General features: G+C 67.4%; 17 protein-coding genes. 10 read left to right on the top strand and 7 right to left on the bottom strand.

Annotated features, from left to right (window positions below; all coding sequences use genetic code 11):
- Positions 1 to 121: 121 nt before the first annotated feature.
- From WDM86_10115 to WDM86_10100, 4 genes are all read left to right on the top strand, one after another.
- Complete coding sequence (locus WDM86_10115; protein MEI9990383.1) at positions 122 to 2,137, top strand: ATP-binding protein; 2,016 nt, start codon at positions 122 to 124, stop codon at positions 2,135 to 2,137.
- Complete coding sequence (locus WDM86_10110) at positions 2,046 to 2,324, top strand: response regulator (GenBank protein MEI9990382.1); 279 nt, start codon at positions 2,046 to 2,048, stop codon at positions 2,322 to 2,324. The genes WDM86_10115 and WDM86_10110 overlap by 92 nt, the downstream gene beginning before the upstream one ends.
- Positions 2,321 to 3,664, top strand: coding sequence for an MFS transporter (locus tag WDM86_10105; GenBank protein MEI9990381.1), 1,344 nt, complete (start codon positions 2,321 to 2,323; stop codon positions 3,662 to 3,664). Before WDM86_10110 ends, WDM86_10105 begins: the two co-directional genes overlap by 4 nt.
- Positions 3,665 to 3,764: 100 nt before the next feature.
- Positions 3,765 to 4,604, top strand: coding sequence for a GNAT family N-acyltransferase (locus WDM86_10100; GenBank protein MEI9990380.1), 840 nt, complete (start codon positions 3,765 to 3,767; stop codon positions 4,602 to 4,604).
- Between the two features lie 241 nt (positions 4,605 to 4,845).
- Here the strand turns inward: WDM86_10100 and gshB are convergent, their stop codons facing one another.
- The 4 genes from gshB to rsmI are packed head-to-tail and all read right to left on the bottom strand — an operon-like array spanning position 4,846 to position 7,779.
- Positions 4,846 to 5,787, bottom strand: coding sequence for a glutathione synthase (gene gshB, locus WDM86_10095; GenBank protein ID MEI9990379.1), 942 nt, complete (start codon positions 5,785 to 5,787; stop codon positions 4,846 to 4,848).
- Between the two features lie 9 nt (positions 5,788 to 5,796).
- Positions 5,797 to 6,600 carry a transglutaminase-like domain-containing protein gene (locus WDM86_10090; protein ID MEI9990378.1) on the bottom strand — a complete coding sequence of 268 codons (804 nt, stop codon included), beginning with the start codon at positions 6,598 to 6,600 and terminating at the stop codon, positions 5,797 to 5,799.
- Positions 6,597 to 6,974 carry a YraN family protein gene (locus WDM86_10085; protein MEI9990377.1) on the bottom strand — a complete coding sequence of 126 codons (378 nt, stop codon included), beginning with the start codon at positions 6,972 to 6,974 and terminating at the stop codon, positions 6,597 to 6,599. Before WDM86_10085 ends, WDM86_10090 begins: the two co-directional genes overlap by 4 nt.
- A complete protein-coding gene (gene rsmI / locus WDM86_10080; GenBank protein ID MEI9990376.1) occupies positions 6,964 to 7,779 on the bottom strand; it encodes a 16S rRNA (cytidine(1402)-2'-O)-methyltransferase in 816 nt (271 codons plus the stop codon). The genes WDM86_10085 and rsmI overlap by 11 nt, the downstream gene beginning before the upstream one ends.
- Before the next feature lie 86 nt (positions 7,780 to 7,865).
- Between rsmI and WDM86_10075 the strand changes: the two genes are divergently transcribed.
- Positions 7,866 to 9,110, top strand: a complete 1,245-nt coding sequence (locus tag WDM86_10075; protein ID MEI9990375.1) for a penicillin-binding protein activator — start codon at positions 7,866 to 7,868, stop codon at positions 9,108 to 9,110.
- 104 nt (positions 9,111 to 9,214) lie between these two features.
- On the opposite strand, the gene hemW is transcribed toward WDM86_10075, so the two are convergent.
- From hemW to rph, 3 genes are read right to left on the bottom strand one after another with little or no spacing between them, the layout of a single operon-like run.
- The gene (gene hemW / locus WDM86_10070; GenBank protein ID MEI9990374.1) at positions 9,215 to 10,357 is read right to left on the bottom strand and encodes a radical SAM family heme chaperone HemW; all 1,143 of its coding nucleotides are present in this window, start codon (positions 10,355 to 10,357) and stop codon (positions 9,215 to 9,217) included.
- Positions 10,354 to 10,959: an RdgB/HAM1 family non-canonical purine NTP pyrophosphatase gene (gene rdgB, locus WDM86_10065; protein ID MEI9990373.1), complete on the bottom strand. Its 606-nt coding sequence runs from the start codon at positions 10,957 to 10,959 to the stop codon at positions 10,354 to 10,356. Before rdgB ends, hemW begins: the two co-directional genes overlap by 4 nt.
- Positions 10,956 to 11,672 (bottom strand): ribonuclease PH, encoded by a 717-nt coding sequence (rph, locus tag WDM86_10060; GenBank protein MEI9990372.1) that lies wholly within the window; start codon positions 11,670 to 11,672, stop codon positions 10,956 to 10,958. The genes rdgB and rph overlap by 4 nt, the downstream gene beginning before the upstream one ends.
- 114 nt (positions 11,673 to 11,786) lie before the next feature.
- Between rph and hrcA the strand changes: the two genes are divergently transcribed.
- From hrcA to WDM86_10035, 5 genes are all read left to right on the top strand, one after another.
- Complete coding sequence (gene hrcA, locus WDM86_10055; GenBank protein ID MEI9990371.1) at positions 11,787 to 12,863, top strand: heat-inducible transcriptional repressor HrcA; 1,077 nt, start codon at positions 11,787 to 11,789, stop codon at positions 12,861 to 12,863.
- Between the two features lie 16 nt (positions 12,864 to 12,879).
- Positions 12,880 to 13,461, top strand: coding sequence for a nucleotide exchange factor GrpE (grpE, locus tag WDM86_10050; protein MEI9990370.1), 582 nt, complete (start codon positions 12,880 to 12,882; stop codon positions 13,459 to 13,461).
- A gap of 49 nt (positions 13,462 to 13,510) precedes the next feature.
- On the top strand, positions 13,511 to 14,722 hold the full coding sequence (locus tag WDM86_10045) for a M20 family metallopeptidase (GenBank protein ID MEI9990369.1): 1,212 nt from the start codon (positions 13,511 to 13,513) through the stop codon (positions 14,720 to 14,722).
- Between the two features lie 2 nt (positions 14,723 to 14,724).
- On the top strand, positions 14,725 to 15,297 hold the full coding sequence (locus WDM86_10040) for a DUF4337 family protein (GenBank protein ID MEI9990368.1): 573 nt from the start codon (positions 14,725 to 14,727) through the stop codon (positions 15,295 to 15,297).
- 106 nt (positions 15,298 to 15,403) lie between these two features.
- On the top strand, positions 15,404 to 15,880 hold the full coding sequence (locus WDM86_10035) for a DUF1003 domain-containing protein (protein MEI9990367.1): 477 nt from the start codon (positions 15,404 to 15,406) through the stop codon (positions 15,878 to 15,880).

Genomic DNA, 15,880 nt, shown 5'->3' with positions numbered 1-15,880 from the left:
CTCTGTGGCGCGGGCGGGCGAGATTAACCTTTTCTAAACCCTGCCGGAACCCGGCGCTTTAAAGCTTTTTGAAGAGCGTGCAAGGCAAGCTCTTCCAGGGGCTTGGAACAGGTATAGCCGGTTGCGCGCGCTTCGCACTTCGACGGGATTGATCGCGTTCGCGCTTCTGCTTGTCGCGTTTGGCGACGTTGTGCTGCACAACCGCTTCACGCTGATGGCGCCGGGCTGGTTCGCGGTTCTCGTGGCAATCGTGCTGAGCTTCCTGCTGCACGAATTCGTCGTCGCCCGCCAGCGCACCGAGATTCTCGACCGCCAGGCGGCACAGCTCAAATCGGCGAGCGGCCGGCTGGAACAGTCGCTGGCCTCCGCCGCCGCGTTCAACGCCAGGCTCAACCAGAGCGAGGCGCGCTACAAGGCGCTGGTCGACGCGCAGGGCGACGCCATCTTCCGCCGCGCCCCGGACAGCCGGCTGACCTATGGCAATGACGCGTTCTTCAAGCTGTTCGGGCTCGATCCCCGCCGCGCTGTCTGGTGCCGCTTTCGCGCCGGAACTGCATCCCGAGAGCCGGGCGCCCCTGTTCGGCAGCTTCGCCGGCCTGGAGACGGGCCGCGCCCGCGTGCGCTACGACCAGCATGTCCGCACCGCCTATGGCTGGCGCTGGATCGCCTGGAAGACTACGCCGTGCGCGATGCGCAAGGCCGGCTGGTCGAAGTCCAGAGCGTCGGGCGCGACATCACCGAGCGCAAGGCCCTGGAAGACGCGATCGTCGAGGCGCGCGACAAGGCGGAAGCCGGCAGCCGCGCCAAATCCGGCTTCCTGGCGACGATGAGCCACGAGATCCGCACGCCGATGAACGGCGTGCTCGGCATGGCCCGGCTGCTGCTGGAAACCGAGCTTCGGCCCGAGCAGCGCACCTATGTCGAGGCGATCAGCCAGTCGGGCGAGGCCCTGCTCACGCTGATCGGCGACATCCTGGATTTCTCCAAGATCGAATCGGGCACCTTCTCGCCGGAAGACGACGAGGTCGATCTGCGCCCGCTGATTGAAGGCGTGGTCGAACTCTCCTGCCCGCGCGCCCATGACAAGGACATCGAGCTCGTCGCCGTGGTCGATCCCGCCGTGCCGGCGGTGGTGCGCAGCGACAGCGTGCGGCTGCGCCAGGTGCTGACCAATCTGGTCGGCAACGCGGTCAAGTTCACCGAGCGCGGCGGCGTCGAGCTTTCGGTGCGCGTGGTCGACGGTCCGGATCGCCGCTTCCTCAGATTCGAGGTGCGCGACACCGGCGTCGGCGTGCCGAAGGAAAAGCGCGACGAGATCTTCCGCGAATTCGTCCAGGCCGATTCCAGCCATGCGCGCAAATTCGGCGGTTCGGGCCTCGGCCTCGCGATCTCCAAGAAGCTGGTTGAGGCGATGGGCGGCGAGATCGGCATCGACGAGGCGGCGGGCGGCGGCAGCAAGTTCTGGTTCACCCTGCCGTCGGTGGTGGTCAAGCCCGCGCCGGATTCCCAGGCCGAGACCCTGCAGGGCATCACGATCGCCATCGTGACGCGCAACACCATGCTGCGCGACGGGCTGGCGGCGCAGGTCCGTGCCGTGGGTGGCGCGGTGTTCAATCCCAATGACGGAAGGCGCCCGGACTTCATGCTGATCGATGCCGGAACGGATTCCGAACCGAGCCCCCCCGGCCGCGCCCGACCGCGGCGTGCCGGCCCTCGTCGTGCTGACGCCGGCGGCGCGCTCGCAGCTCGGTGCCATGCGCGACATGGGGTTCGCGGGCTATCTGGTGAAGCCGGTGCGCCTGTCGACCCTCGTTGCGCGGCTGCGCCATCTGGAGGAGAAGCGCCCCGATCAGCCCTGCCGATCCATGCGGCGCCACGGGCATCGTTTCCGATGACGGCGCCCGCGCGCGCCGAGGCGCCCGGCGCCATCCGGATCCTCCTGGCCGAGGACAATCCGATCAACCTGATGCTGACCCGCGAATTGCTGCGCCGCCGCGGTCATTCCGTGATCGAAGTCACCTCCGGCGAGGCGGGCGGTGAAGGCGATGGAGACCGGCGAATTCGACATCGTGCTGACCGACATTCACATGCCCGGCATGGACGGGATCGAGGCGACGCGGGCGATCCGCGCCTATGAGACCGCGACCGGGCGGCGGCGCACCCCGATCGTCGCCCTGACGGCGGATGCGCTGGAAACCGGCAAGCGGGCTTGCAAAGACGCGGGCATGGATGGTTTTCTGACCAAACCCGTCGACCCCGCCCAGCTGGATGACATGTTCAACGTCTTCTTCCCGCCTGCGCCGATCACCACCGCCGCGGCATGACCGCAGCGGTTCCCGCTCGACCCCGCCATTCGCTCAAGGCCTATCTGCAACCCAAGACGCTGCAGATGCTGGTGCTGGGCCTTTCCTCGGGCATTCCGTTCCTCCTGATCGGCAACACGCTGGGCTATTGGATGCGCGACGAGGGCGCCTCGCTCGCGGTCATCGGCTATGTCTCCTGGGTCGGAATCACCTATTCGCTGAAGCCGATCTGGGCCCCGATCATCGATCGCGTCAGCGCGCCGATCTTTACCAAGCTCGGCCGCCGCCGCAGTTGGATGGCGCTGGCCCAGATCGTGGTGGGGCTCGGCCTGATGGGCATGGCGGCCGTCGGCCTGAAGAACGGCCTTCTCGCCCTGACCTGCTTTGCCTTCCTCACCGCATTGGCGGCGGCGACCCAGGACATCGTGGTCGATGCCTGGCGCATCGAGTCCGCGGCGGACAATGACGAGCTCGGCCTGCTCTCTTCCGCCTATCAGTTCGGCTATCGCGTGGCGCTGCTCGCCACCGACGCCATCATCCTGGCCGTCGCCGAGCACACGAGCTGGCCGTTCTCCTATGCGCTGTACGGCGCCCTGATGGCGATTGGCCTTGTCGCGACCTTCCTCGCCAGCGAGCCGGCACGCGCCGACGCGGTGATGGAGCAGAAATCCGAGACGGCGCCGCTCTACACCCTGCGCGGCCTTGGCGACGCGATCGTCGGGCCGTTCCTGGCCTTCTTCAAGACCTATGGCTGGATCGCGCTTCTGATGCTGGTGGCGATCAGCTTCTATCGCGTGCCCGACTTCATCATGGGCCCTATGGTTAATCCCTATTATCACGACATCGGCCTGACCAAGGACATGGTGGCCGCGGTGCGCGGCTCGTTCAGCTTCGCGGCCTCTCTAGCCGGGATCGCGGCCGGCGGCTTCTGCGCCCTGCGCTTCGGCTATATCCGCGCCCTGATCGTGGGCGGCATCCTGCAGGCCGCCGCTATCGCCGCCTTCGCGGTCTTGGCGACGACCAGGACCGATATCGGCGCCTTCATCGTTATCATGATTTTCGACAGCGTCGCGACCAGCTTCGCGGGCGTGGCGCTGGTGTCCTATATGTCGAGCCTGACCAGCCTCGGCTACACCGCGACGCAATATGCCCTCCTGGCGGCGAGCTACACCGTGCTGGGCAAGTTCCTCAAGGGCTTCTCGGGCGAGGTCGTGGAGTGGCTCGGGCGGGGCGGCGACCTGATGCATGCCTATGCGGTGTTCTTCATCGGCTGCGGCCTGGCGGGCATCCCCGGCCTGCTGCTCTTTCTGGCGCTCGCGCGCATCCATGCGTTGCGCGCGCGGGCGGCCGCCGCGTCGTGATCGTTTGCCTGTGTCCGGGGGCTTAAGGTAAAATGCGCTTCGGGTCCGGGCCAGCTGGCTGCAGCCAAGTCGGCGCCCACCCTTGGGATCTGTTTGCTTGGTGAACATCCACGAGCCTGGCCCGTTCGAGGGCAGACTTGCGCAGTGGCCCGTCCTGGCGACGGCCGGCGCCCTGGAAGTGCGCCTTGCCGAGACCGACGGCGAAGTCGAACAGGCCCAGCGGCTGCGCTATCACGTGTTCTACGAAGAGATGGCGGCGGTGCCCTCGCTAGCGATGCGCGAGGCGCGCCGCGACTTCGACAAATATGACGAGGTCTGCGACCACCTCCTCGTGGTCGACCGTTCGGTGCTGGACGAGGACGGCCAGCCGCTGGTCGTCGGCACCTACCGGCTGACCCGCGACGTCGACGCGGCGCGCGCCGGCGGTTTCTACACGGCGGGCGAGTTCGACATTTCCGGCATGCTGAAGGGCTATCCGCCCGGTACGCGGTTCCTGGAGCTCGGCCGCTCTTGCGTGCTCAAGGCCTATCGCAACCGCACCACGACCTTGCAGCTTCTGTGGAAGGGGTTGCTCGCTTACGTCGCGCGCTTCTCCATCGACGTGATGTTCGGCTGCGCCTCCTTCCCCGGCACCGACCCGGACGCGATCGCGCTGCCGCTCTCCTATCTCTATTATTACCACCCGATTCCGCCGGGCATCGCTGTCAAGGCGCGGCCGGAGCTGTTCGTGCCGATGGACCGGTTGCCGAAAGAGGCGGTGGACCAAAAGGAAGGCATGCGTGCCTCGCCGCCGCTCTTGAAGGGCTATCTGCGCGCCGGCGGCTGCATCGGCGACGGCGCGGTGATCGACAAGCAGTTCTCGACCATCGACGTGTTCATCTACTTCCCGCTCTCGAACATCGACGCGCGATACAGAAGCCGGTTCGGGCTGGCGGGTTAGCTTCGCAGCGCCGGATGACGCTTGCGTTCGGATGTGATTGCGGGGATATGGCTGATTTGGTGGCTGGACCGACTCGGTTCAAGAGGGCGGAGAGAATAAATCCGTACACGGACTTATCCCCGCTCGTGCAGGCGCAAAGCCGCGGCTGACGCCGAGAAATCCGCGACGCGGCGTGGATAAGTCGAATTGCTGCAATGCCGCGAACGATATTTTATTTCACGAAATATTTTTCCGGAGGTCTCTACGCAGACTTCCGTCGCTTGATCGCGTCCCACACCAGGGCGGCGATGTCGGCGCCGCCGAAGCGTCTCACTTCGTGGATGCCGGTGGGGCTGGTCACGTTGATCTCGGTCAGGTAGTCGCCGATCACGTCGATGCCGGTGAAGATCAGCCCGCGCCGTTTCAGTTCCGGGCCTATCGTGGCGCAGATATGCTTTTCGCGCGCCGTCAGCTCCGTCGCCTCGGCGCGGCCGCCGACATGCATGTTGGAGCGCGCCTCGCCTGCCGCCGGCACACGGTTGATCGCGCCCGCCACCTCGCCGTCGACCAGGATGATGCGTTTGTCGCCCCGTCGCACCTCGGGCACATAGCGCTGCACGATCACCGGCTCGCGGTAGAACGCGGTGAACATCTCCAGCAGCGCGCCCAGATTCTCGTCGTCCTGCCTGATGCGGAACACCCCGGCGCCGCCATTGCCGTAGAGCGGCTTGACGATGATGTCCTTGTGCGCGGCGCGGAAGGCGTCGATCTCGATGCGGTCCGTGGTGATCAGCGTCGGCGGCATCAGGCCTTCGAACTGGGTGACGAAGATCTTCTCCGGCGCGTTGCGCACGCTCGCGGGATCGTTCACCACCAGCGTCCCGGGATGGATGTTCTCCAGGATGTGCGTCGCGGTGATATAGGCCATGTCGAAGGGCGGGTCCTGGCGCATCAGCACCACATCGGCCCGCGACAGGTCGAAGACCTCTTTCTCGCCCAGCGTGAAGTGATCGCCCTTGACCGCGCGCACGCTCAGCGAACGCACGCGCGCGGTGACCTTGCCGTCGCGGAACGACAGGTCGCGCGGCCCGTAATAGAGCAGCGCATGGCCCCGCGCCTGCGCCTCCAGCGCCAGCGCGAAGGTCGAATCGCCGTTGATGTCGATCTTCTCGATCGGGTCCATCTGGATCGCGACGGTCAGCATGGCGAACTCCTAGTTCAAGCGGCGCTTGAGCTGCGACAGGGACAGCACGGCTTCGTTGTACAGCGCCTCGCCGGCGGGCGTCAGGTCGAGGCAGCGCTCATAGGCCTTGCGCGCGGCGCCGAGCACGCCGGCATTCTCGTTCAGGCGGGCAAGCTCGAACCAGACCTCGGCGCGCTTCGGCGCGATCAGCGCCATGCGGGTCGCAACATCCAGGGCGCGCGGGGCATCGTCGCTCTCCAGCGCGCGGATCTTCAGGTTGTTCTGCAGCCTGAGCAGCACGTCGATATCGCCGATCGTCTGCGCCAGATGCGCGTCGCCGAGCTGCGCCGGAAGCGCGGCGCCGGCTTCCAGCACCACGCCGCCATTGAACGGATCGACGGTGACGTCGTCATGGCGATGGCCCAGCCGCACGAGGAAGTGGCTCTGGGTGTTGAGCCCGCTCGCCGTCATGCCGGCGGCGCGCGCGGCGTGCATGTAGAGGATGCCGAGCGCGACCGGCAGGCCGCGGCGGCGCTCGATCACGTCGATGAGGTCGGCGTTCTTCGGATCGTCATAGTGCAGCCGATCGCCGTCATAGCCGTAGCGGGTGGTGAGCAGGATCGCGAGCGCCCTGGCGCCTTCGCCGACGCGGGTGATCATCGCCGCCTGGCTTTTCATCGCATCGGCGATCTCGTTCAGATGGGCGCGGAACGGCTCAAGCGGCAGGCCCGGATGGTCGAGCGCCGCCAGCATCAGCGCCGCTCGCGCGATATCGTGCGGGCCGTCGCCGGCTTGGCCGAGCTTTTCCAGATAGGCGCGCGGGTCCTCGCTCATGGCCGCCAGGCGTCGCGGATGTGGCGCGGCAGAGCGCGCGGCGAGACGGTCACGATGTCGAAGCGGCGGGCGGCGCGCGCCAGTTGCGGCTTGCCGGCGACATACAGCATGGCGGCGCGCGCGATGCGGGCGCGCTGGCGCGGCGCGACGGATTCGACGGCGGCGCGTGCATCGGGCCGCGCCTTCACCTCGACGAAGCACAGGATGCCGCGCGGCGAGCGCGCCACCAGATCGATCTCGCCGGCATGGGTGCGCACCCGCCGACCCAGGATGCGATAACCCTTCAGCCGCAGCAGGAGCGCGGCCCAGGTCTCGCCGCCGCGGCCGGACCGTTCCGCCCGCCGGCGCTTGGCGGTGATGCCGTCAGCCTTCATCGGTCTTCTTCATCAGCGCGCGTTCGTAGATTTCCTTGCGCGGGATGTCGAGCGCCAGCGCGATCATCTCCGACGCCGCCTTCACCGGCATGAAGGGCAGCGCATGGTCGAGCAGCGCGTCGATGCGCCCGGTATCGGCCCCGGCCTGCGCCGGCGGGCCGATCAGGATCGTGACCTCGCCCTTGGGCGGCGGCGCGTCCGCATAGCGCGGCGCGAGCAGCGCCAGCGTGCCGCGCCGCACTTCCTCGTGCAGCTTGGTCAGTTCGCGCGTCACCGCCACGGCGCGGTCGCCCAGGATTTCCGCCATCTGCGCCAGCGATTCGGCCAGGCGCTGCGCCGATTCGAACAGGATCAGCGTGGCGCGGATGGGTTTCAGCTCCGCCAGGAAGCTCGCCCGCTCGCCCGCCTTGGCCGGGACGAAGCCGGCGAACAGGAAGCGGTCGCTCGGCAGCCCCGCCAGCGCCAGCGCGGTCAGCGTCGCCGAGGCGCCGGGGATCGCGTGCACCGGTACGCCTTCGGCCAGCGCCTCGCGCACCAGCTTGTAGCCCGGATCGGACACCAGCGGCGTGCCGGCGTCGCTCACCAGCGCGATCCGCGCGCCATGGCGCAGCCTGGCGATCAGCTTGGGCCGCTCGCGCGCGCCATTGTGGTCGTTATAGGCGGTCAGCGGCTTGGATATCCCGTGGATGGCCAGCAGCTTGGACGTGACGCGCGTATCCTCCGCCGCAATGACGTCACAGCCGGAAAGTACATCGAGCGCCCGCAAGGTGATGTCGCGGGCATTGCCGATGGGGGTCGCCGTCACGTAAAGCCCGGGGGCAAGTTCCGCCGCCGCGCCCGATTTACGGAACGTGCCCAAAGCCTTAGTTTCGCCGGTCTGTGGAGGTCTCAATGCCTGTTCTATCCCGTCCGGTGGCCCCTCTTGGAGCCGCGCGCCTTTTTGCCATCGCCTGCCTCGCCGCGATAGCACTGGCCGGCTGCGTCGCCAAACCGGTCGCGCCGCCGCCGCCGGCGCCTGCCGCCGAGCCCGAGACCCCGGCCGGCCATCCCCTGACCGAAAACAAGCCGAGCTTCCTCACCCTGTCCAATATCCCGGCCGACCACATCCCGGTGCGGGTGGGCGTGATTCTGCCCTTCACCAGCGGCACGCCGGCGGTGAAGCTTCTGGCGCAGGCCATGCTGCGTTCGGCGCAGATGGCACTCTATGAATCGGGCAACCACGACATCGTCCTGATCACGGCGGATGAAGGCTCGACGCCGGCGGACGCCGCCGCCGCCGCCGACCGACTGCTGGAACAGGGCACGGAGATCATCGTCGGGCCGCTCTATGGCCCTTCGGTCAAGGCGATCTCCGGCGCGGCGCGCGACCGCGGCGTGCCGGTGCTCGCCTTCTCGACCGACCGGACGGTGGCGGGCGACGGCGTCTATCTGATGGGCTTCCAGCCCGAGGGCGACACCACCCGCGTCATCGATTACGCGCTCGGCCAGGGCAAGCACAGCTTCGCGGCGCTGGTGCCGCGGACCGCCTTCGGCGATGTCACGCTCGACGCGTTCAAAGCCGCGGTCACGAACGGCAAGGGCGAGGTCGGCCAGGTCGAGCGCTTCGAGGGCACGCTGGACGGCGTCGTCGCGCCGGCGGGCGTGATCGCCAAGACCGATGCCGATGCGCTGTTCCTTCCGCAGGGCGGCGGGGTGTTGCGCGCCGCGGCGCCGGCGCTGACCGCGGGCGGCCTGGTCACCGGCAAGGTGAAGCTGCTGGGCACCGGCCAGTGGAACGAGACCGCCAATCTCGCCGAGCCGGCGCTGTCCGGCGCCTGGTTCGCGGGGCCGGATCCGAAGAGCGAGATTGCGTTCAACGCGAAATTCCGCGAGGCGTTCGGCGTCAATCCGCCGCCGCTGGCCGCGCTCGCCTACGACGCGGTGTCGCTGGTGGCGGCGCTGGCCAAGGGCGAGCCCTATAAGCGCTTCACGCGCGCCGCCTTGGCCGATCCCAACGGCTTCGCCGGCGCCGACGGCATCTTCCGCTTCGCGCCCGACGGCACGGCGGAGCGCGGCCTCGCCGTCATCGCGATTGCGCCCGACGGTTTCCACGTGGTGGATCCCGCGCCGACGACCTTCGTGAAGCCGGGGAGCTGAACCGCCTCCGGCGCGCGTTAGCGCGCCAAGGATTCACGCGGAGCCGCGGAGAGCGCGGAGTTGAGCTCAATCTCCGCGTTCTCCGCGGCTCCGCGTGAGCCAATCTATTCGACCAATGCCGCGATCACGCTGTTGAGCAGCAGGCGGCCGCGCGGAGTAGCGGTCAGGCGGTCACCCTCCAGTATCAGCAGGCCATCTTCGACGAGGGACGTGATGCGATCCGCGTTCGGCACGGTGCTCCAACGCGCGCGGTAAGCGGCGAGGTCGAGGCCTTCGGCCAATCGCAGATTCATCAGCAGGTGTTCGCGCGCGGCATCGGCGGGGGCGATGTCGCTCTGCTCGATGAGGCCGTGACCTTGCCGCAGCACGGCCTCGCGCCAGCGCTCGGGAAGGCGCTCGGTCTGGGTCGCGATGCGCTTGCCGCCGATATCGAGCCTGCCATGGGCACCGGGGCCGACGCCGGCATACGCCCCATAGCGCCAATAGATCAGATTGTGGCGCGCCTCCGAGCCGGGGTGCGCATGGTTGGATATCTCATAGGCCGGGCGGCCCGCCGCCTCGGTCATCTCCTGCGTCAACTCGAAGAGTTCGGCGGCGCGGTCGTCGTCGGGGATCGTCAGCGCGCCGGTCTTGTACAGCGTGGCGAACGGCGTCGCTGGTTCGATGGTGAGCTGGTAGAGCGAAAGATGATCGGTGCCGAAGGACAAGGCCTCGGCGAGTTCGCCGCGCCATTGCGCCAGCGTCTGATACGGACGGGCATAGATGAGATCGAGCGAGACGCGGTCGAAATTGCGCATCGCCAGCGCCAGCGCCGCCTTCGCCTCGGCGACATTGTGCAGCCGGCCCAGCATCTTCAAATCGGCATCGTTCAGCGCCTGCACGCCGAGCGACAGCCGGTTCACGCCCGCGGCGCGGTAATCCGCGAAGCGCGCCCTGTCGGCGCTGGCCGGATTGGATTCGAGCGTGACTTCGACATCGTTGGCGGTGCGCCAGAGCTTCGCGATGGTGTCCAGCGTGCGCGCGACGCTGGTGCCCTGCATCAGCGACGGCGTGCCGCCGCCGAAGAACACCGTCTCGACGATGGGCCGGTCGGCGCCCTGGCGCGCCGCCGTCCATTCCAGTTCGCGTACGATCGCATCGATCCAGCCCTGCTCGTCGACCGAGGCGCGGACATGGGAGTTGAAATCGCAATAGGGGCATTTGGCCGCGCAGAACGGCCAGTGGACATAGATGCCGAAGCCGCTCATGGGGCGAAGACGTCGCTCGCGATCAGCTTCTGGAACGCGCGGCTGCGGTGGTTCATCGCGAGCTTGGCCTTGGGCTCCATCTCGCCGAAGGTCTGTGGCATCCCCTCGGCGACGAAGATCGGATCGTAGCCGAAGCCGTTCGCGCCGCGCGGCGGAAAGGCGAGATAGCCGTGCACTTCGCCTTCGAAAATGCGCGGCGTCTCGTGCGGCAAGGCGAGCGCCAGCGCGGAAACGAATTTCGCGGACATGTCGGTCGCGCCGCGATCCTTGAGCTCCTGCTCGACGCGCGCCATCGCCGCCCCGAAATCCTTGTGCGGCCCCGCCCAGCGGGCGGAGTAGACGCCCGGCGCCCCGTCCAGCGCGGCGACGCTCAGGCCGGAATCGTCCGCGAGCGCGATCTGGCCGCAATGGTTCGCCACCCACAGCGCCTTCAGCGCCGCGTTGCCGGCGAAGGTCGTTTCGGTCTCCTCCGGCTCGGCAATCTCCAGATCGCCGGCGCCGATCACATGCAGCCGATAAGGCGCGAGCAGTTCGACGATCTCGCGGACCTTGCCGGGATTGTGGCTTGCCACCACCAGCGTGTCGCCGCGCGAAAGCCTCATGCGCCCAGCACGCTCTTTTGCAACGCGACGAGTTCGCCGATGCCCTTGCGCGCCAGCTTGAGCAATTGCGCGAACTGCTCGTCGCTGAACGGCTCGCCCTCGGCGGTTCCCTGAACCTCGACCAGTCCGCCCCGGCCGGTCAGCACGAAATTCGCGTCGGTCTCGGCGGTCGAATCCTCGGCATAGTCGAGGTCGAGGCAGGCCTCGCCCTTCCAGATGCCGCAGGAGACGGCGGCGATGTGGTCCTTGATCGCGGGCTTGGTGATCGCGCCGGTCTTCTTCATGAAGGCGATGCACTGGGACAGTGCGATGAAGCCGCCGGTGATCGAGGCGGTGCGCGTGCCGCCATCGGCCTGGATGACGTCGCAATCGATCACGATCTGGCGTTCGCCGAGCACGGAAAGATCGACCACGGCGCGCAGGGACCGGCCGATCAGCCGCTGGATCTCCAGCGTGCGGCCGGACTGCTTGCCTTGCGCCGCCTCGCGCCGCATGCGCTCATGGGTGGAACGCGGTAACATGCCATACTCGGCCGTGACCCAGCCCTTGCCGGTGCCGCGCAGAAAGCCGGGGGCGGTATCCTCCAGGCTGGCGGTGCAGCGGACATGGGTGTCGCCGAACTTGACCAGGCAGGAGCCCTCGGCATGCTTGGCGACCCCCGGTTCCAGGGTCACGGTACGCATCTGGTCGTTTGCGCGGGAAGAAGGGCGCATGTTGTTTGCCTTGAAGTTTCGGGCGTCGACCGTTACCTAGCGGCTTTGCCGCCGGCGGCGCAAATGGCGCGCCCCTTCGCGTAAAAACGTAAGTCCTTTCAAAGGCTTGTATATTTGGATCAGACGGCTGCCCGTACCTTGAACGCCATCCTGGGGGACCGCCCAAGGGAGGTCTTCCGCCATCTGGTGGAAGCCTTCCTGTCGAGCGGCGAGCCGGTGGGGTCGCGCACCCTGTCGCAGCGCCTGCCGCTGGCCCTGTCGCCGGCCTCGATCCGCAATGTGATGGCCGATCTGGAGACCATGGGGCTGCTCTACGCGCCGCACACCTCGGCCGGCCGGGCGCCCACGGAAAAGGGCCTGCGGCTATTCGTCGACGGCTTGCTGGAAGTGGGGGAGCTGTCGCCCGACGAGCGCGCCTCCATCGAGGCGCGGATGAGCGGCACCGGCCGCCGGCTCGAGGAGGTCCTGGTCCAGGCGACCAGCCTGCTGTCCGGCCTCTCCAACTGCGCTGGCCTGGTCGTCTCGTCCAAGCAGGACGCGGTGCTCAAACATGTCGAGTTCGCCGCCATCGCGCCCGGCAAGGCGATGGTGATCATGGTCAGCGAGGACGGCCAGGTCGAGAACCGCCTGATCGACACGCCCAAGGGCCTGCCGGCCTCGGCGCTGTCGGAGGCCTCGAATTATCTCAATGCGCGGCTGCGCGGCCGCACGCTCGATTCGGCCCGCGCCGAGGTGCTGGCGGAACTCGAAGGCGAGCGCGCCGAGCTCGACGTGCTGACCGCCAAGATCGTCGCCGAGGGGCTCGCCACGCTGTCCGTGCCGGCCGGCGAAGCGCGCGACACGGAAGAGAAAGTGCTGATCGTGCGCGGCACCTCGCATCTGCTCGACACGGTCGAGGCGGTTGCCGACATCGAACGCGTGCGCACCCTGTTCGAGGACATCGAGCGCAAGGCCGATTTGATCCGCCTGCTCGAACTCGCCCGCGAGGGCGACGGCGTGCGCATCTTCATCGGCTCGGAGAACCGGCTGTTCAGCCTCTCCGGCTCTTCCATTGTCGCCGCGCCCTATGCCAATGCGGCCGGCAAGATCGTGGGCGTGATCGGCGTTCTCGGTCCCACCCGCCTCAACTATGGCCGCATCATCCCGATGGTCGACCACACCGCCAAAGTCGTCGGCCGATTGCTCGGCTGACGCATCAGAGAGACCCATGAGCGAAGAAGACGAACTGCCGCAAGATTCGAATAGGGCCGACCCCGCGCAACCCCATCCCGCCGACGTGATCCAGGCGCTGAACGCCGAGAATGTCGAGCTGAAGGACAAGCTGTTGCGCGCCCTCGCCGAGACGGAAAACGTCCGGCGGCGCGCCGAGAAGGAGCGGGTCGACGCCAGCCAATATGCCGTCACGCGCTTTGCCCGCGACATGCTGGAGATCGCGGACAATTTCGCCCGCGCGCTCAGCCATCTGCCGCAGGCGCTGCGCGACGCCGCCGATCCGCAGATCCGCTCGGTGATCGAGGGCGTGGAAGCGACCGAGCGGCAATTGCTCGCCAAGCTCGGCGTGCACGGCGTCAAGCAGATCGACACGACCGACGCGAAATTCGATCCCAATCTGCACCAGGCGATCGCCGAGGTTCCGGGCGAAGGCAAGCCGGCCGGCGCCATCGTGAATGTCGTCCAGTCCGGCTACACGATCGCCGACCGCCTGCTGCGCCCCGCCATGGTGACGGTGGCGAAGAAGGAAACCGGCAACGGCGCCGCTCCCGGCGGCACGGTGGACACGACGGCGTAGGATTTCCCCGCCCCATGGGGGAGCGTGGATCGCGACACAGGAGAACAAGATGGACAATCCGACGGGCGATCTGAGCTTCTGGCGCGAGGGCGCGCAGGATTTGATGCCGATGGTGGTGGCGCTGCGCCGCGAGATCCACAAGCATCCGGAACTCGGCCTCAATTTGCCCGAGACCACGCGCCGCGCCCGCGAGGCGCTCGCCGGCCTCGATGTCGAGATCGCCGACAGCAAGACCACGACCAGCATGATCGTCACGCTGCGCGGCGCCCAGCAGGGCCCGACCATCCTTCTGCGCGGCGACATGGACGCGCTGCCGATGCCGGAAGACACCGATCTCGAATTCAAATCCGTCAACGAAGGCCGCATGCACGCCTGCGGCCACGATTCGCACACCGCCATGCTGGTCGGCGCGGTGCATCTGCTGCATCGCCATCGCGACCGGCTCAACGGCAATGTCAAATTCTTCTTCCAGACCGGCGAAGAGGGCTATGCCGGCGCCCGCCATGTGATCGAAGAAGGCATGCTGGACGCGGCCCCCGCGCCGTCCGCCGCCTTCGCCATCCATATCTCGCCCAACATCCCGGCCGGCGTCGTCGCCACCCGCTCCGGCCCGCTGATGGCGGCGACCGACACGATCGAGATCGAGGTCACGGGCAAGGGCGGCCATGCCTCGCAGCCCCACTACACGCTCGATCCGATCCCGACGGCGTGCGAGATCGTGGTCGCGCTGCAGACCCTGGTCACGCGCCGGGTCGACGCGTTCGATCCCGTCGTCCTCTCCATCACCAAGATCGAAGGCGGCACCACCCAGAACGTGATTCCCGAAAGCGCCAGGCTGCTCGGCACGCTTCGAAGCTTCTCGGAGAAGAGCCGCGCCGCGGCCCGCGAAGGCATCGTCCGCATCGCGGAGAACATCGCCCGGGCGCACGACATCGAAGCCACGGTGAACCTCAAGCCCGGCTATCCCGTCACCATCAACGACGAGGCGTTCGTGAAATTCGCCCAGGGCGTCGTCACCGACCTGTTCGGCGAGCACGGCTTCGCCAGGCTGCCGGCCCCGATCATGGGCGCGGAGGATTTCTCCTATGTGCTGCAGAAGATGCCGGGCGCGATGGTGTTTCTCGGCGTGGCGCCGCACGGCGTCTCGGCCCACCACGCCCATGCCTGCCACTCCAACCGCATGATGATGGACGAGGCGGCGATGGCCAATGGCGTCGCGCTGCACGCCGCGATCGCCGACCGGTTCCTGGGAGGGGTGTGACGGTGGAAAATCCCGCGCTCGAAGCGCATGAGCACATGGAACATGCCGAGCATGCCTCGCACGAGCATGACCCCTTCATCTCGCGCGTCGCGATCACGGTCGCGGTGCTCGCGGTCCTGACCGCCGCCGCCGGCAGCCTGGAGACGATGGAGGGCGAAGGCTCGCTCGCCGCCACCAGCGAGGCGGTGCTGCAGCAGGACCGCGCCACCGATTCGTGGAACGAGTTCCAGGCCGACAGCATCAAGAAGCACATCTACGGCATCGCGGCGAAGAACGCGCCGGCCGGCAGCGCCGACGGCGACTTCTTCAAGAAGCAGTCCAAGGAATACGGCGACACGCAGGACAAGCTGCGCGAAAAGGCCGAGGACAACGAAAAGGACCGCGACCGCCTGCTGGCCGCCAGCGCCGTCCATGAAGAGCGCCACAAATGGCTGACCGGCGCCGCCACGCTGTTCGAGATCGGCATCGCCATGTCGACGGTCGCGATCATCACCCATAAAGGGTGGCTGTGGTACGCCGCCGTCGGGTTCGGCGCGATCGGCGTCGTCCTGCTCGGGACGGCCTACGCTCTCTAGGCGGCATTACGCGAAGTTTAGTCCGGCGTTCCAAATCCGGCCATTGCGCACGGACGGCGCGCGTGACGATAGTGTGAACGCGTCTTCTTTCATTGGGGGAATCATCATGGCGTCAGCGGCACTCGCCAAACTTGCCGAACTGCGGGCCAAGCACCCGCTGCGCAACACCTATGCCGGCATCAAGGCCCAGATGGGTCAGATGGAGAAGGTCGCGCTGTGGATCACCGACCATGTCGGCACCATGACGTTCTTCCTGCTGATCGTCGTGTGGACCGTGCTGTGGCTCGGCTGGAACTTTCTCGCACCGGCCTCGCTGCAATTCGATCCGCCGATGGGCTTCGTGTTCTGGCTGTTCATCTCGAACCTGGTCCAGATCATGCTCATGCCGCTTCTGATGATCGGCCAGAACATCCAGGGCCGCGCCTCCGAGGCGCGCGCCGAGCACGATCTGGAGGTGAACATCAAGGCGGAGGCCGAGGTCGAGGTGATCCTGCATCACCTCGAGCGTCAGAACGAGATTCTGATGGCGATGCTGCAGCGGCAGGGCATCAAGCTCGACGAGATCCTGTCCTCGCAGAGCTGA

Source organism: Rhizomicrobium sp. (assembly GCA_037200045.1).
Lineage (GTDB): Bacteria > Pseudomonadota > Alphaproteobacteria > Micropepsales > Micropepsaceae > Rhizomicrobium.
Note: the sequence above shows the minus strand (reverse complement) of the source record. Positions and strands in the feature narration are given on the sequence as shown.

What these genes read in the sequence shown, in the direction of transcription:
- WDM86_10110 (MEI9990382.1), top strand. Translation starts at nt 2,046, where the DNA reads ATGGAGACCGGCGAATTCGACATCGTGCTGACCGACATTCACATGCCC.
- WDM86_10105 (MEI9990381.1), top strand. Translation starts at nt 2,321, where the DNA reads ATGACCGCAGCGGTTCCCGCTCGACCCCGCCATTCGCTCAAGGCCTAT.
- gshB (MEI9990379.1), bottom strand. Translation starts at nt 5,787, where the DNA reads ATGCTGACCGTCGCGATCCAGATGGACCCGATCGAGAAGATCGACATC.
- WDM86_10090 (MEI9990378.1), bottom strand. Translation starts at nt 6,600, where the DNA reads ATGAGCGAGGACCCGCGCGCCTATCTGGAAAAGCTCGGCCAAGCCGGC.
- WDM86_10085 (MEI9990377.1), bottom strand. Translation starts at nt 6,974, where the DNA reads ATGAAGGCTGACGGCATCACCGCCAAGCGCCGGCGGGCGGAACGGTCC.
- WDM86_10075 (MEI9990375.1), top strand. Translation starts at nt 7,866, where the DNA reads ATGCCTGTTCTATCCCGTCCGGTGGCCCCTCTTGGAGCCGCGCGCCTT.
- hemW (MEI9990374.1), bottom strand. Translation starts at nt 10,357, where the DNA reads ATGAGCGGCTTCGGCATCTATGTCCACTGGCCGTTCTGCGCGGCCAAA.
- rdgB (MEI9990373.1), bottom strand. Translation starts at nt 10,959, where the DNA reads ATGAGGCTTTCGCGCGGCGACACGCTGGTGGTGGCAAGCCACAATCCC.
- rph (MEI9990372.1), bottom strand. Translation starts at nt 11,672, where the DNA reads ATGCGCCCTTCTTCCCGCGCAAACGACCAGATGCGTACCGTGACCCTG.
- grpE (MEI9990370.1), top strand. Translation starts at nt 12,880, where the DNA reads ATGAGCGAAGAAGACGAACTGCCGCAAGATTCGAATAGGGCCGACCCC.
- WDM86_10045 (MEI9990369.1), top strand. Translation starts at nt 13,511, where the DNA reads ATGGACAATCCGACGGGCGATCTGAGCTTCTGGCGCGAGGGCGCGCAG.
- WDM86_10035 (MEI9990367.1), top strand. Translation starts at nt 15,404, where the DNA reads ATGGCGTCAGCGGCACTCGCCAAACTTGCCGAACTGCGGGCCAAGCAC.